Annotated in this window: 11 protein-coding genes; 5 read left to right on the forward strand and 6 right to left on the reverse strand. The window is 71.6% G+C overall.

Annotated features, from left to right (window positions below):
* Window positions 1-24: 24 nt before the first annotated feature.
* Window positions 25-420: a VOC family protein gene (locus ACZ6BG_RS22045; RefSeq protein ID WP_469003899.1), complete on the forward strand. Its 396-nt coding sequence runs from the start codon at window positions 25-27 to the stop codon at window positions 418-420.
* A gap of 59 nt (window positions 421-479) precedes the next feature.
* Here the strand turns inward: ACZ6BG_RS22045 and ACZ6BG_RS22050 are convergent, their stop codons facing one another.
* Window positions 480-815, reverse strand: a complete 336-nt coding sequence (locus ACZ6BG_RS22050) for a hypothetical protein (RefSeq protein ID WP_469003903.1) — start codon at window positions 813-815, stop codon at window positions 480-482.
* 169 nt (window positions 816-984) lie between these two features.
* Here ACZ6BG_RS22050 and ACZ6BG_RS22055 point away from each other — a divergent pair, with 169 nt between their 5' ends.
* Complete coding sequence (locus ACZ6BG_RS22055) at window positions 985-1,896, forward strand: LysR family transcriptional regulator (RefSeq protein ID WP_469003905.1); 912 nt, start codon at window positions 985-987, stop codon at window positions 1,894-1,896.
* A gap of 213 nt (window positions 1,897-2,109) precedes the next feature.
* On the forward strand, window positions 2,110-3,162 hold the full coding sequence (locus ACZ6BG_RS22060) for a S1 family peptidase (RefSeq protein ID WP_469003907.1): 1,053 nt from the start codon (window positions 2,110-2,112) through the stop codon (window positions 3,160-3,162).
* A gap of 104 nt (window positions 3,163-3,266) precedes the next feature.
* Here the strand turns inward: ACZ6BG_RS22060 and ACZ6BG_RS22065 are convergent, their stop codons facing one another.
* Complete coding sequence (locus ACZ6BG_RS22065) at window positions 3,267-4,319, reverse strand: radical SAM protein (RefSeq protein ID WP_469003909.1); 1,053 nt, start codon at window positions 4,317-4,319, stop codon at window positions 3,267-3,269.
* 400 nt (window positions 4,320-4,719) lie between these two features.
* Here ACZ6BG_RS22065 and ACZ6BG_RS22070 point away from each other — a divergent pair, with 400 nt between their 5' ends.
* Together ACZ6BG_RS22070 and ACZ6BG_RS22075 are read left to right on the forward strand one after the other, a co-directional pair.
* On the forward strand, window positions 4,720-6,591 hold the full coding sequence (locus ACZ6BG_RS22070; RefSeq protein WP_469003911.1) for an ABC transporter ATP-binding protein: 1,872 nt from the start codon (window positions 4,720-4,722) through the stop codon (window positions 6,589-6,591).
* 19 nt (window positions 6,592-6,610) lie between these two features.
* Window positions 6,611-8,665: an ABC transporter ATP-binding protein gene (locus tag ACZ6BG_RS22075; protein WP_469003912.1), complete on the forward strand. Its 2,055-nt coding sequence runs from the start codon at window positions 6,611-6,613 to the stop codon at window positions 8,663-8,665.
* On the opposite strand, the gene ACZ6BG_RS22080 is transcribed toward ACZ6BG_RS22075, so the two are convergent.
* From ACZ6BG_RS22080 to ACZ6BG_RS22095, 4 genes are all read right to left on the reverse strand, one after another.
* Entirely contained in the window at window positions 8,639-11,413 is a 2,775-nt protein-coding gene (locus ACZ6BG_RS22080) for a LuxR C-terminal-related transcriptional regulator (protein ID WP_469003914.1), read from the reverse strand. The genes ACZ6BG_RS22075 and ACZ6BG_RS22080 overlap by 27 nt on opposite strands.
* Before the next feature lie 389 nt (window positions 11,414-11,802).
* Window positions 11,803-12,747: an AraC family transcriptional regulator gene (locus tag ACZ6BG_RS22085; RefSeq protein WP_469003916.1), complete on the reverse strand. Its 945-nt coding sequence runs from the start codon at window positions 12,745-12,747 to the stop codon at window positions 11,803-11,805.
* Between the two features lie 174 nt (window positions 12,748-12,921).
* A complete protein-coding gene (locus ACZ6BG_RS22090; protein WP_469003918.1) occupies window positions 12,922-13,848 on the reverse strand; it encodes an NADP-dependent oxidoreductase in 927 nt (308 codons plus the stop codon).
* A 207-nt stretch (window positions 13,849-14,055) separates the two neighbouring features.
* Complete coding sequence (locus ACZ6BG_RS22095) at window positions 14,056-15,114, reverse strand: vWA domain-containing protein (protein ID WP_469003920.1); 1,059 nt, start codon at window positions 15,112-15,114, stop codon at window positions 14,056-14,058.
* Between the last annotated feature and the right edge of the window lie 46 nt (window positions 15,115-15,160).

Here is a 15,160-nt window from a genome sequence, read left to right on the forward strand (position 1 = left end):
TCGGCCGCACCTAGTGTGGCCAGCATGAACACCACATTGAAGGTCAGTGCCATCATGCTCGGCGTCAAGGACGTGGAGCGCGCCAAGAAGTTCTATGTGGAAGGCCTGGGTTGCGCGATCAACCAGGAATTCCCCGGTTTCGTCAAGTGCGACCTCGGCGAGGGGTCCTCGCAGTTGGTGCTCTACGCCTGGGACGAGGTGGCGGCGGACGCCGGTGTCCCCGCGGAGGGATCAGGGTTCCGCGGGGCCTCGTACCACTTCCTCACCGACTCCAGGGAAGCGGTGGACGAGGTCATGAGCGCCGCTGAGGCCGCCGGCGGCACCGTGGTGAAGGAGGCGGCCGCCGCCGACTGGGGCGGATACTTCGGCTGCTTCAGCGACCCCGACGGCCACCTGTGGAAGGTCGCCACCGCTGCCTGAGCGGGCGCCGCGGTCGCATCAGTCCGGGTGTCGCACTCGGGCCGGGCGCCGCACTCTGATCAGACCGTGCACAGGGTCAGGACCAGCCCGGTCAGCCCGGTCGCCAGGCCCCCCATCGCCTGCTTGCGTCCCGCCCCGTGCATGCGGTGGGCGTTGGCCCACCCGGTCACGCCCAGGACGAGGGCGGGAACGGGGATGGTGCCGGTGACCGTGCGGACCGGTGGGATCAGGGCGCCGATGACGGAGAGGGTCCCGTAGGCGAGCGCGAGCGTAGCCAGGCCGTTGAGCGGGCCCTTCGCCGGTGCGGGGGAGACGTCCTGGGAGGCCCGCTGCCGGGTCTCCCCGGGTGTCTCCCGGGCCGTCTCCTCGACAGCGGTGAGGGTGAGCGCGTTCATAGGCGTACGACTCCAAGTCGTCGAGGACGGCAGGGAAGGTGGCGACAGACGAGCGGCGCCGAGCCACTCAGGGGAGAGCTCGGTGCCGCGCCGTCGACCTCGTCGATGCTAGGAAGCCCACAGATATAGATCAAAGACGCATCTTCACAGGGACCCATAGAGTAAGGCTATGGCAGCCCCACCGACCCTCCGGCAGCTCGAATACCTCCTGGCCGTCGTGGAGGCCGGCTCCATCACGGACGCCGCGGCCCTCCTGCACGTCTCCCAGCCCACGCTCTCCCAGCAGCTCAAGAGCCTGGAACGCACGGTCGGCACCCCGCTCCTCGAACGCACCCCGCGCGGCGCTCACCTCACCCCGGCGGGCCGCGCCTTCCTGCCCGGCGCCCGCCACGCCCTGTCCGGCGCCGAGCGCGCCACCGGCGCCGCCCGCGCCGTCGCCGACATGGTCCACGGTGAACTGCACCTCGCCGCCGTCCTCAGCGTCGCCCTGGGCGTCGTCCCCGGCGTCCTCGCCGTCTGGCACCAGCGGCATCCGCGCGTCGACGTGGTCCTGCACGAGTACGCCGACCTCGCCTCCTTCGCCCGCGCCCTGACGGACGCCACCGCCGACGTGGCCATCGGCCCGCTCCCGGACGGCTGGGACGGCCCCCACCACCCTTTGGGTGCCGAGGAGTTCGTCGCCCTGGTCCCGCCTGGCGACGCCCTGGCCGGACGCAGGACCGTGCGCCTGGAACAGCTCGCCGAGCGCCCCTGGGTCCAGTACGGCCGCACCCACGCCCTGGCCGCCACCGTCGAAAACCTCTGCGCCGAGGCCGGATTCACGCCGCACGCCGCGATCCGCTCCACCCAGACCGCCGCCGTGCCCCGCCTCGTCGCCGCCGGACTGGGCGTCGGCCTCGTGCCGGCCAACGTCCTCACCCCCGACTTCCCCGGCGCCGCGCTGCGCCTCACCCCGCGAAGGCGCCGCGCCCTGTCCGTCTTCACCCGCCCCGGCCCGCACCCCCTCATCGCCGAGCTGGTCACCGTCACCCGCGAACACGCCCGCCTGACACCCGATCACCTCGCCGAGCAGCTCTCGTAGTCGGCGCTCGCTCCGTCCGCCCGGTCGCGGCCCGCCAGGGCCCCGCGGGGCACGCCTCCGTGCGTCGGCCCCCGCGGCACGCCCTCGTGGAAGATCCCGGACAGGGCAGGTCCAGACCCTTGCGCGACTGACGCATACATGCCACTTTCCTTGCTCGGTACGTCCCACACGTATCGCGGTACGTCACACGTCACCGTCAAAGGAGCCCCCCACATGAGACGCACCACCTGTGCGCGTCTGGGCCTGTCCGCCCTGCTCGTCACCGGATCGCTCGCCCTGGGCGTCACCCCCGCCGGCGCCCAGAGCGAACCGGCGCCCTCCGCGACCCGTCTCAACGCTCTGAACGCCCAGGTCCAACGGCAGCTCGGCGCCGACAGCGCCGGCACCTACCTGGACCGGAAAACCGGAAACCTCGTCGTCACCGTCACCAGCGACGCCGCCGCCGAACGCGTCCGCGCGACCGGCGCCACCCCCAAGCGCGTCCAGCGCAGCGCGGCCCAACTCGGCGCCGCCATGGACACGTTGGAGTCCCGCGCCAAGATCACCGGAACGTCCTGGGGAATCGACCCCCGCAGCAACCAGATAGCCGTCGAGGCCGACCGCTCGGTCTCCGCCCGTGACCTGGCCCGCCTCCACCGCGTCGCCGACTCGCTCGACGGAGCCGTCCGCGTCAGCCGCGTGCCCGGGACCTTCAAGCGCGAGGTCGCGGGCGGCGACGCCATCTACGGCGGCGGCTCGCGCTGCTCGGCCGCCTTCAACGTCTCCAAGGGCACCACCAAGTACTTCGTCACGGCCGGGCACTGCACCAACCTCAGCGCCAACTGGTCCGCCACATCCGGCGGCGCGGCCGTCGGCGTGCGCGAGGGAACCAGCTTCCCGACCAACGACTACGGCATCGTCCGCTACACCAACGGCTCCTCGCCCGCCGGCAACGTCAACCTCTACAACGGCAGCTACCAGGAGATCTCCTCGGCCGCCGACGCAGTCGTGGGCCAGGCCATCAAGAAGAGCGGCTCCACCACCAAGGTGACCAGCGGCTCCGTGACCGCAGTCAACGTCACCGTCAACTACGGCGACGGGCCCGTCCACGGCATGGTCCGCACCACCGCCTGCTCCGCGGGCGGCGACAGCGGCGGCGCCCACTTCGCCGGCACGGTCGCCCTCGGCATCCACTCCGGCAGCTCCGGCTGCACCGGCACCAACGGCTCCGCCATCCACCAGCCGGTGCGGGAAGCCCTGTCCGCGTACGGCGTCAGCGTCTACTGACCCCCGCGCAAGAAGGCAAGCACTGCCCCCTTCCGGGCTTCCGCACGGCAGGGGGCTCGCCTCCCACTGACCCCAGGCGGCAACGGCAGTTGCCGCCTGGGACGTCAGCGCGCCAGGCCGAGCGGTACGTGCACCGGCCGCGCAGCGATCCGCGCCCGGTCCTCGTCCGACGCGAACCGCTGGTCGATGCGCCGCACCGCCTCCGCCCAGTCCGCCCGGCTGTGGATGCTGTTGAGAGTCTCCACGACGAACGGATCGTCCCAGCGCTCGTACGACCGCCGCCACAGCACCTGCGGGTCCTCGGTGAGCAGACTGCCCACGGTGCCCTCGTAGATGGGCATCGCGCGCACCTCGCCGTCCGGCTCGATCTCCATGGGGCGGAAGCTCGGGGTGTGCGCCAGGAAAGCCGGGTTCATCTGGACCTCGAAGTTCTCGGTGGTCTCCACCGTCACGGACGGCGGCGCGGCCGCGCGCAACCGCTTCAGGGTGTCAGGCGCGGTCAGCTCGGCGACCTGGTCGTCACTGAGCAACTCGTGCTCGACGAACGACGGCCGGCTCGCCAGGCCGGTGGGCACCACCGCGCCGAAGTACAGCGTCTCCAGGTGCGGGAAGCGGGGCGCCACCCGCGCGCACATCTCCTCAAGCTCGTCGAAGTTGCTCCGGATCACGACGTAGTCGATACCGAACCGCGGCGCCCGCAGCCCAGCCGCCTCACGCCGGGCGACCTCCGCGTCGAGCCGGGCGAGACCGTCCGTCGCCCGCGCGAACGACCCGGCGCGGCCACGGATCCGGTCGTGCGACGCGGCACTGGCACCGTCCAGACTCACCACGATCTTCGTCACCACATCGGAGAGCGCCTCGACCGTCGAGGCGGGCAGCGCCCACCCGCTGGTGTAGAGGAAGACCCGCACCCCCGCGTCGTCGAAATGCCGCGCCAGATCGACGATGCGCTTGATGGTCAGCGGTTCGCCGCCGCACAGCGTAATCATCTTCGGCCGCATCGAAATGATCGCGTCCGCGACCCGGATCATTTCCTCGTACGTGAGGTTCTTCGCGGGCCGTCGCCCCGATTCCGTATAGCAGTGAACGCAGCGCAGGGGACACGCGAAAGTGACGTCCCAGATCACGGCGTTGGGGTTCCTGAGCGACTTTTCCATGGACGTTTCTCCAGGCAGAGGATGGGCGTGCATTCCGGCTTCGCACCCTAGGAACCCCTGCCGAAACCCGTCGTCCGTAACGCGGTACGCAATCACAGGACTCCACTACGCAGACGTTCCGTACGTAGGTGATACGGCCCGACGGTCTTCCGTAGTCGCCTTCCGTCTTTGCGTACCCGAGTACGGATCTGCGTGGCCACCCCGCCGATTAGCGTTCCTTTCCGGCAACGCAGTGCACCCGAGACGGAGAGGAGGTGAATCACCATGATGTATCCGCCCCCGACCGTCGGCGACTGACGGTGACGCATGCGGGCGGTGGCCGCTTCCGAGCCGGAGCGGCCACCGCACCCTTTTGGCCACGACGGCCGACGGGTTCGAACCGGCGGAGGGGAACAGACCCATGACAGCCACGAGTGACGCCAAGGCGGCCAAGGCGGGCAAGGCGGCCGACGCGACCGGCGCGGACCAGGCGGGGAGCGCCGTGTGGGCCCTGATACGCCAACTGCCGCGCGTCGCCCGCGGCCTGACCATCACCCTCGCCCTGCTGATCCTCGCGCAGGTCGCGGGCAGCGCCCTGCTGCCCCTCGCCACCGGACACCTCGTGGCCGCGCTCACCAGCACCCCGAAGTCCCTGAACAGCATGACGGTGGGGCTCGCGCTGCTCGGCCTCGTCCTGATCCTGGACGTGGTCCTCGACCCGATCCGCACCATGGTGGCCTCCCGCCTCGGCACCGCCCTCGACGGCGCGACGGCCCAGCGGACCGTCGACGGCGCACTGCGCCCCGCCCAGATCGACCACTTGGACGACACCGGGGTAGCCGACCGCATCGAGCGGGCCCGCGCCGTCGGACTCGGCGCGCACCCGCCCGGCCAAGCCGTCACCGCGCTGGCCGGGCTCGTCCCGCTGCGCCTGACCGGACTGGTCTCCGCCGTCCTCCTGGGCTGGTTCGGGCAGTGGTGGATGCCGCTGGTCCTCGGCGCGGCCTGGGTGATCACCGGCCGCTGGCAGGAGAAGGAGATCGGCCGGTCGGTGTCCGCCCACGCCGGCAACACCGTGCAACTGCGGCGCGCCGCCTACCTGAGGGAACTCGCTACCACCGCGCCCGCGGCGAAGGAAGTACGACTCTTCGGGATGCGCTCCTGGCTCGTCGAACGCTTCAGCACTGCCTGGTGGGACGGCATGGTCCACATGCGCCGGGCGCGGGTGAGCCCGCGACGGCACGCCCTGGCGATCGTGTTCCTCCTTGCCGCGCACCTCGCCGTCGTCCTCACGCTGGCGTTCTCGGCGGCCCGTGGTTCCCTGTCGGTCAGGGAACTGACGGTCGCCCTGCAGGCGCTGCTCGGCCTCTTCGCCCTCGGATTCAGCGGCGACCTGCAGTGGACCCTGCACACGGCCAGCGCCGCGGTGCCCGCGGCACTCGCGGTCGGCGAACTGGACACCAGGACCGAGCCCGGAACCCGTACCGCGACGGCGGCGCTGCCCGACCGGGAGATCCGCTTCGACCAGGTGTCCTTCACCTACCCCGGTGCCGGCGCCCGCGTACTCGACGGCCTGGACCTGACCATCCCGGCGGGCTCCTCGCTGGCGATCCTCGGCGACAACGGCGCGGGCAAGAGCACCCTCACCAAACTCCTCGCCGGCCTCTACCTCCCCGACCGGGGCCGTATCACCGTCGACGGCCAGGACCTGACCGACTTCGACCACGCGGCCTGGCGGCGCCAAGTAGCCGTCGTCTTCCAGGACTTCGTCCGCTACCCCTTCTCCGCACGCGACAACGTGACCTTCGGCCACGTCGAAGCGGCCGCCACCGACGACGACCACCTCGTGGAAGCCGCGCGCCTCGGCGGCTTCCACGGCGTCGAACAGGAACTGCCGAGCGGCTGGAACACCCTCCTGAGCGGTGCCTACACCGACGGCACGGAACTGTCGGGCGGACAGTGGCAGCGACTGGCGCTGAGCCGCGCCCTGTACGCAGTGCGGCACGGAGCCCGCGTGCTCGTGCTGGACGAGCCCACCGCCCATCTCGACATCGAGGCGGAGCACGAGCTGTACGCCCGATTCCTGGAGATCACCGCCGGACTCACCACGATCCTGGTCTCGCACCGCTTCGCCACCGTGCGTCTCGCCGACCGGATCGCCGTCGTGGACGGCGGCCGGATCAGCGAGTACGGCACTCACGACGAACTGCTCGCCTCCCAGGGGCGGTACGCGCGGATGTTCCGCGTGCAGTCCGAACCCTTCGACGCACGCCAGGGGAGCCACAGTGGTTGACAGCCGACGCAGGTCAGGGATGGCCGGGAAGGCAGGGGAGGCAGGCAAGGGACACCGGGCCCGGGGCCGCAGGGGTCTCGCAGGGATCCGCCTGCTCGTCGGCACGGCGATCCACGTCGACCCCCGCCGCGCCCTGCTGGTCCTGATCCTCTCCCCGCTCCTCAACGTCGTCGCGGCGCTCCAGGCCCTCGGTCTGCAGTGGATGGTCGACGGAAGCACCGGCCACGACCGCGCGCAGACCGTGCGAGGCGGACTGCTCCTGCTCGTGGTCACGGTGTTCGTGCACCAGGCGGCCGCCATCGCCACGGACGTACGCCTCGTGCTGCAGCACCGCATCGGGCTCGAGTTCGACCGCCGCCTGATGAACCTGTGCTCGTCACCCGCGCACATCGGGCACTACCAGGATCCGGACTTCCTGGACACCGCAGAGGTCGTGCGGCAGCGCCGCGGCGAATTCGGCACCGGCTTCGCGGCCCTGGTGGAGAACGCCAACCTGGTGGCCCGGTGCATCGGCGCCCTTGTCCTGCTGGCGTTCGCCAACCCGCTGCTCGCTCTGCTTCCGTTCACCATCGTGCCGTTGGCGTCCGCCAACCGCTGGCAGGCACGCCTTGTCGCGGAGGCGGAACGGGCGGGCGCGGCGGCCGACCGCCACCGCATGGCGTTGTTCTCCCTGGCCACCGACCCGGCCCCGGCCCGTGAGGTACGCCTGTACCGGCTGGGCGGTGAACTCTCGGCGCGGCACCGGGCGGCCTTCCTCGAGGCGAGCACCCCGCGCGAGGCGGCACGGGCCAAGGGCGCGTGGGCCGTGGCGGGCGGCTGGCTGTTCTTCAGCGCCGCGCTGATCGGCGGCCTGTACCTGATCTCCCGGGCCGTGATCGACGGCAGCGGCTCCGCGGGCCAGGCGGTCCTGGTCCTGCTGCTCAGCACCCGGCTCGTCGGCGCGACCACAGGACTGGGCTGGCTCCTGGGCTGGCTGCGCCGTGCCCTGGACACCGTCGCGCAGTACCTGAGCCTGGTCGACTACCCGCAGGGCCACGTACTCACCGGCGAGGGCCGCGCCCTGCCGCCCCGAGGCGACCTCGTCCTCGACGGCGTGTCGTTCACCTATCCGGGCCGTACCCAACCGGCCCTGGGACCCCTCGACCTGCGCCTGCCTTCGGGCGCCACCGTGGCCGTGGTGGGCGACAACGGCGCGGGCAAGTCCACCCTCGTCGCCCTCCTCGCCGGTCTGCAGCCACTGGGGGAGGGCCGCATCACCTTCGGCGGCCGCGACCTCAGCGAGGTGCCGCCGCAGGTGTGGCGGGCCGGAGTGACGGCCTGCTTCCAGGACTTCTGCCGCTTCGAGCTGCCCGTCGCCGAATCCGTCGGCCTCGGCGACCTCAACGCGCTGGAGGACCGCGACGCGGTACGGGCAGCGCTCGACAAGGCCGGCGCGGCCGACGTCGTGGCCGGGCTCGACGCGGACCTGGACACCCAACTGGGCAGCACGTACCCGGGCGGCACCGACCTCTCGGCAGGCCAGTGGCAGAAGCTCGCCCTGGCCCGCGCCCGGATGCGCACCCACCCCCTCCTCGTCCTCCTCGACGAACCGACCGCCAGCCTGGACCCGGACAGCGAGGCCGAACTCCTGCGCCACTACCTGCGTGCCGACCGCGCCCACGCGGACACCATCACCGTCATCGTGTCGCACCGCTTCAGCACCGTCCGCCAGGCCGACCTCATCGTCGTCCTGGACGGCGGCCGGATCACGGAGCTGGGCACGCACACCGAACTGCTCGCACGGCAGGAGCGGTACGCGAGGATGTACGCGTTGCATGCTGCCGCGTACGCCGAGAGCAGCCCGGCCGGCACCGTCCCGGCCGAGGCGGTGCCGGCCGAGGCGGTCCCAGCTGAGGCGGTTTCCGAGACGGTGCCGGCCGGGACGGGGCCGACCGACACGGCCTCGGCCGAGACGGTCCCGGCACCCGCAACAGTCGGCACCACGGCTCCCGCCGCGACTCCCACCCCTGCTCCCGCCCCCGTTCCTGCCTCGGCGGCGCGCGCGGGCTCAGGTGCGGTGGAGGGCGGGCGGTAGATCCTTGCGGGAGTGGACGCCGAGCTTGCGGTAGATGCGGGTGAGGTGGCTCTCGATGGTGCGGACGGACACGCCCAGGCGATGGGAGATCATGCGGTCGGGCAGTCCCGCGGCGGCCAGCGAGGCGATCTCCACCTCGCGCAGGGTGAGCGCGTCGGGCAGCGGCCGGGGCGGGGTGAGGCCGAGGCGGTGGCGCAACCGGCTGGCCAGGACGACCGCGTCGCTGTGGTGGCGGCCCTGCGCGGGCAGGGTCGTCGCGGCGTGCTCGGCGAGCCGCCATGCCGGTGCGTTCATGCCGAGGGTGTCGAGGCGGGTGGCGTGGTCGAGGAGCTCGGTGCCGATGCCGCGGGACAGCGCCAGGACGGCCTCGGCCGCAGCGATGAGCCGGGGCGCGTCGACGTGCCGGACGGCGGTGGTGAGCCGGTCGATGACATCGGCGGGTGGCCGGGCGGGCGTCAACCAGGCCGTGTAGACCAAGTACTCCACCTCCACCGTCCAGCATCCGGCGGCCCGCGCGGCCTCGATGGCACCGCGCATGTGACCGGTCGCGGCCGTCGTGTCGCCGCGCGCGACGGCCACGGCGGCGTGGGCCCACTGCCACCGTCCGGGCATGATCGAGACCGCGTCCGGCGGGCAGGCCGCGAGCGCGCGTTCGGCGTCGTCCGGCCGCTGCTCCTCGGCCAGGCACACGACGAGCCAGCAGACCGCTTCGGTCCGCAACAACCGCCTGCCGCTCAGCTGGTGCACCATCGCCTCGCGCAGCCGGGCGATCGCGTCGGGCCGGTTGCCGAGGGCCCACTGGAGACAGCCACCGAGCAGCGTCGCGACGGCGCCGCTCATGTGCCCGGAAGGAGCCGCCTCGCACGGACGAACCGGTTGGACTGGACTGCCTGTTGGGCGTGCCGGGTCTGTTGGGTGTCCTGGGCCCGCCGCGTGTGCTGAGCCTGCCGGGCGCGCTGGACCTGGCTCCTGCGGCCCTCGGAGCCTGGCCTCCTCATCCGTCCGTCCCGTCTCCCGACTTGTCCTTCCCGTCCCCCGCAGGCTCTCCGGCACACTCCCGAGGACGGGGTCGTCGACGAGGGCCCGCGTATCGGTGGTCCGCCAGATCTCGGTGAAGGCGCAGACAGCGGCCGCCCATTCACGTTCCCAGGGGCTGCTGGCCGGGTTGGAGGCCGTGGTCTCGGCGAGGGTGATCGCGTCGAGCGTGCGTCCGGTCAGGGCGAGGGCCACGGTCAGGGCCAGCCGGGCGTAGCCGGAACCCGGCCCGCGTGTGTCGTGGCGCAGCACCCGCTCGGCGCGGGCGAGCGCGAGGTCGGTACGCCCGGCGCAGAGCAGGACCAGGGCGCGCATGCCCTCGACCGCGGCCGTGGCCGAGGGCGAGACCGGACGGAGCTGTGAGAGGTGGAGGTCGGCGGCCGCCGGATCCCGTTCCGCCCAGCATCGGTGAGCGCCGAGCGCGACGGCCGCACCCAGCCTGCCCCCGGGCGTGCCGGCCCGGGCGTGTGCTTGTTCCAGTACGGCACGGGCCTGCGCGGTGTCGCCGAGTTCGACCAGGGCCTGGGCCAGCGGTACGGCGGCCGCGCCGGACTGCTCGTGCGCACGCCGGGCGAAGCGGCAGGCGAGCTGCGGGTCATGCCCGCGGACCGTCTCGGCCGCGCGGATCAACAGCCCGGCGTCGACGGACCCGTGGGCATCGAGCTGCCAGCGGGCCAGGGTCACCGGATCGGGCGGACTCGCGCACGCGTCGAGCAGCGCGGCGGCCAGTCGGCGCCGCCGCAGCCGGGGCAGGCGCTGCCGTACGGCGGCGCCCAGCATCGGCTGCCCCAGGCGCACCAGGAGCTGACGCCCCGGCCCGTCGACGGTGTGCAGCAGCCCTTGGCACTCCAGGTCTTCCAGGCGCCCGGCGAGGCCGGGAGCGACCGCTTCCAGGACGGGCAGGGGCAGCGGCTCGCCCAGCGCGACGGCGGCCAGCGTGTCGTGGTCGGCGGGGGAGAGGCCGTTCAGCTCGTGATCGAACAGCTCGGCCAGGCGCGGCGGCACGGTCAGCGGCCCGCGCCACCGCCACAGCCCGCCCTCGGCCACGAGATGGCGCGAGACGCGGGCGTGGCGGACGAGTTCGGTCAGGAGCAGCGGGTTCCCGCCGGTCCACTGCTGCAGACAGTCCACGGTGGCCTGTGCGACCGGCCCGCCCACCAGAGTACGGATGAGCTGCTGCGTGCCGACGCGGCCGAACGCCGCCAGGTCCAAGCGTTCCAGATAACCGTCCTTCCACAGCGCCACCACGGCGTCCGACACCGGCTGGTCCGCCGCACAGGCCGGCTGGGAGCGGGCGGCGACCATCAACCGCACCACCCCCTCGGCGGCCAGTCCCAGCGCCAGCGCCGCGCCCCGGTCGTCCAGGCGGTGTGCGTCGTCGATGACGAGCACCGGTATCCGCGCCCCGGCACGCCGGAAGAGTTCGGTGTGGAGCGCACCGTACGCCTGATGGTCGTCGAGCCGGTCGCAGGTACCGAGGACGGACCGGAACGCCCCGAAGGGAACCTGCCGGCTCGCCCGCGTCGCGGCCGTCCACACCACCTCGAACCGCGACGTAGCCAGCCGCCGCGCGACGGCGGAGAGCAACGCCGTCCTGCCGACCCCCGGCGGACCGACGATCGCCGTACCCCGCCTGGCCACCACGGCCGCCAATGTGGTGCGGAGCTCTTCGTCCCTGGCGACGAACGCACCCATGCCCTGGTTGTCTCGCATCGGTTTTCTCCCCCACGCGCGGCGCGGCCCGCTGACACCTGACGTCCTGGCCGGGCTCCGCCGCACCGTTTCAGGAGACCCCCCGCGGGCACGGGCGGCCTCCCTTTCATGAGCGAACTCGGGTGACCTGCCTGACAGAACGGGCCTGAGCGGCCCGGACGAGCCGCGCGAGGGGCCCAGGGGCGGGTCGTATGTCCGGTGCTCTCCCGTGCACCGGCCGCGTCACGCCGCGCGCGAGCCGCCCCTCCAGGACGGCCGAGCACCGGCCCGGGGACCGGAACGCTCTGCGCGGCAACACAGCAAGCCCACGGCATCGTCATAAACGACCCATGAATGCATGCTCAACGCCGCCCACCGACACCCGGTCGGTTCTGCTGCTCGGTCGCCGCTCAGTGCCGCGAGGCGGTGTGGGTCTGCCGACGATAGTGCCCGGGAGCCTGCCCGTGTTCGCGCTTGAAGGCTTTGGCGAAGGCGTACTCGGAGCTGTATCCGGTGCGGGCCGCGATGGTGTTCAGCGGCGCCTGTGTCTCCCGCAGCAGCGTTGCGGCGGTCGTCATGCGCCACCGCGTCAGGTACGCCATGGGGGGTTCGCCGACGAGGTGCGTGAAGCGCCGGGCGAACGCCGCGCGGGACAGCCCGACCCGCTGGGCCAGCGACTGGACGGTCCAGGGAGCCGCCGGTGACTGGTGTATGGCGGACAGGGCCGGAGCGACGGCCCGGTCGCCGAGGGCCGCGGCCCAGCCCCGGGCGGTGGCAGGTGCCTGGCCTTCCAGCCAGGCCCGCAGGATGTACAGCAGCAGGGAGTCGATCAGCGCGGGAACGATCCCGGCGGATCCGATACGAGGAGAGTCCAGCTCGGCCTTGAGCAGTTGCACGGCCGCACTCAGCTCGCCGTGGCGGCCGTGCCCGGTGGGCAGATGGATGATCTCGGGAAGCTGGCCCACCAGCGGATGCGGACGCCCCTGGTCCAGGTGGTAGTTGCCGCAGAGCAGAGTCGTCTGGGGCCCCTCACCACCGATGGTGAGGGTGCCGAGGACGGGCCCCGCGCTGAACTGCTCGGGCCGCTCCTCCACCGCCGGGGTGGCGGGGTCGTCGGCGAGGATGTGACCCCGGCCGTCGCGCAGGAAGACCACGTCCCCCGCGGCGAGAGCGACCGGCGCCAGATGCGGTGCGTCCTCCAGCGGGACCAGCCAGCACGCCCCGGACAGCACCACATGGAATCCGGCCCCGGCGACCGGCGGCAGACGCAGCCCCCAGGGGGCACGGCCGAGGGTACGCACGGACGCGGGCCGCCCGGTACGCATCGAGGACAGCGCTTCCGTCAGGACATCCATCACTTCCCCCAGCCCCCGACTCCCGCTCCGCGGCGACCTCGCTCTGCCCCGGCTTGTGCTCCCCGGCCCGGGCGTCGGCGCACGGGCCCCGTTGGCGCGTCGACCCTGACGCGCCAGCTCAGACGAACCGGCTCCCCACCTTACGTTCCCTCCGCCCCCGGTCCGGTCCTGCCGTCAGTCGACACTCAACACGACCTTGCCCTGGACCCGCCCCGATGCGACGAGCTCGTGTGCTTTGGGGGCCTCGGCGAGCGGGAAGGTCTCGGCGACGTGGGGGCGGATGGCGCCGGTGTCGACGAGCCGCGCGATCGCTTCCAGCGACGCGTAGTCGGGCTCGACGGAGATTCCGGCGAAGCGGCGCCCCGCGGCCTCCACCCGTGCGGCCAACTCCCGGTCCCCGTGTTCCATGATGCTGACGAGCGTTCCGCCGGGCCGCAGGACGGACAGTGAACGCTCCCCTTCGGAGCTGGAGTCGAACACGACATCCACGTCACCGGCCGCCTCGGTGAAGTCGGTGGTCCGGTAGTCGATGACCTCATCGGCCCCCAGGTCGCGTACGAAGTCGTGCTTGGCCGCGCTGGCCATCGCGATGACATGAGCGCCCCGGGCCTTGGCCATCTGTACGGCGAAGTGCCCGACACCCCCGGCCGCCCGGTGGATCAGCACCCGCTGTCCCGCGCCGACCCCGGCGGCGTCGACCAGCCCCTGCCAGGCGGTGAGTCCGGCAAGCGGTATGGCGGCGGCCTGCGCGTGATCCACAGCCGCGGGCTTGCGGGCCACCTGACGCGAGGGCACCGCCACATACTCGGCGTATCCGTTCGCGGCACGTGGGAAGAACGGCATCCCGAACACCTCATCCCCCACGGCGAAGCGGGCCCCCGGGCCCGCCTCCTCCACGACCCCGGAGATGTCCCAACCGACCCCGAACGGCGGCTCACCCAACAACGGATAGGCACCCGAACGCACCGCCACGTCAACAGGGTTCACCCCGGCCGCCCGCACCCGCACCAACACCTCCCCACTGAGCGCAACAGGACGGTCCACCTCGACCACCCGCAGCACCTCGGGCCCACCGAAGGTCTCCTGCCTGACAGCACGCATGACCGATCTCCCTCACATATCCCAGAGCGGCTGAGCACGACCCGCGCCCAGCCGCCCCAACTGGCTGATGCGCATCACTCTAGGAAGATCGAACGAGCCGATGAATATCTTCCAGTCTCCCAAAGATGTCTCATCGTCTACACGGGCGGAGGGGTCGGAGTCGGAGAAGGGCCGGGGGAGGAGGGACTGCGCATCTGCTGCCGTACCTCAGAGCATGATGAGCAGACGCGTCTTCGGCTTGAGTTTCCTGTTCACGGAACGGCTCTGCACGTACACCTCCAACTTGGGATTGTTCCCCGCCTTCACGGAAACGGTCCCTTGGATACCCGTACCGAACAGCAGACTGCGTGCTGCATCCCCCGTATAGGCACGGTCGGTGTCCTTCTCCACGACGATGACTTCCTTGTTCTGCTGAACCTGAGCCCGAGCCCCCAGCTGGTAGTAACAAGACCCCCGCTCATAGGTCACCCCCGGATGTGAGTCGACGAAGGACCGGATCTCGACTTCCTTGTCCACCTTCAGAAGCCGGTACCTGTCAGCGGGTATCGGCTCGAGGTTCGCGCGCACCTCGTCAACGGATATGTCCTGCCCGACGGCGAAGAGGTTCTTCGTTCCCCGCACACCCTGCTCGCGGCCCCGGAGGAAGCTGGTGGCGGCGGCACGCACGGTGCCGATCGCCTCCTCGACCCCCTTCTGGGAGTCGGCGTCCCAGATGGCGATGTTCCCCGCCGGGAAGCCGTAGTTCTGCGCGGTGCGCTTGGCCAGGGAGTTCGGCACGAGGATCGCGGAAGTCCAGTGCCCGGGAAGCCCGCCCATCGTCGCCGTGATCCTGTCGAGCCAGGGCCCGAGGATGGCCGGGTCCCCGTCGTGCCGCCGGTCACCGCCGGAGGCGTTCTCCTCGCCGTCCGTCACCACGATCTGGAGGAAACTGTGCTCGCCGTACTCCTCCCAGATATGACCCAGATCATCCAGAGACTTCAAAGACGCCTCAATCAGGGCCGTAGCGCCATTGTTGACCTGATACAGGCCCCGCATGGACGGCAAATGCTTCACGTCCATGTCCCACACCAGATTCTCCACCCTGTGGTCGAAGGAGTAGAGACTGATCCGGGTCTCATGCCCGAGACTGTCCGACTCGGCCTTCAAGCCGGCCACGAACTCGTCCACCACGCGAATGAGCTGACTCTCGTGCGGACGCATGGAACCCGAACAGTCCACTACCAGCGCGACGTGATTCACCTTGTGCTGGATCCTGTGTGCGGACACGGTTGTCCTCCCCCTCCGAGGCTCCCCGAGTGATGTTTTCACTGTA

The sequence above is a fragment of the Streptomyces sp. NPDC041205 genome (genome assembly GCF_055591765.1).

Excerpts from the sequence above, each read along its gene's own strand:
- ACZ6BG_RS22070 (WP_469003911.1), top strand. The coding sequence starts at position 4,720 with ATGACAGCCACGAGTGACGCCAAGGCGGCCAAGGCGGGCAAGGCGGCC.
- ACZ6BG_RS22050 (WP_469003903.1), bottom strand. The coding sequence starts at position 815 with ATGAACGCGCTCACCCTCACCGCTGTCGAGGAGACGGCCCGGGAGACA.
- ACZ6BG_RS22045 (WP_469003899.1), top strand. The coding sequence starts at position 25 with ATGAACACCACATTGAAGGTCAGTGCCATCATGCTCGGCGTCAAGGAC.
- ACZ6BG_RS22055 (WP_469003905.1), top strand. The coding sequence starts at position 985 with ATGGCAGCCCCACCGACCCTCCGGCAGCTCGAATACCTCCTGGCCGTC.
- ACZ6BG_RS22090 (WP_469003918.1), bottom strand. The coding sequence starts at position 13,848 with ATGCGTGCTGTCAGGCAGGAGACCTTCGGTGGGCCCGAGGTGCTGCGG.
- ACZ6BG_RS22085 (WP_469003916.1), bottom strand. The coding sequence starts at position 12,747 with ATGGATGTCCTGACGGAAGCGCTGTCCTCGATGCGTACCGGGCGGCCC.
- ACZ6BG_RS22065 (WP_469003909.1), bottom strand. The coding sequence starts at position 4,319 with ATGGAAAAGTCGCTCAGGAACCCCAACGCCGTGATCTGGGACGTCACT.
- ACZ6BG_RS22060 (WP_469003907.1), top strand. The coding sequence starts at position 2,110 with ATGAGACGCACCACCTGTGCGCGTCTGGGCCTGTCCGCCCTGCTCGTC.
- ACZ6BG_RS22075 (WP_469003912.1), top strand. The coding sequence starts at position 6,611 with ATGGCCGGGAAGGCAGGGGAGGCAGGCAAGGGACACCGGGCCCGGGGC.
- ACZ6BG_RS22080 (WP_469003914.1), bottom strand. The coding sequence starts at position 11,413 with ATGCGAGACAACCAGGGCATGGGTGCGTTCGTCGCCAGGGACGAAGAG.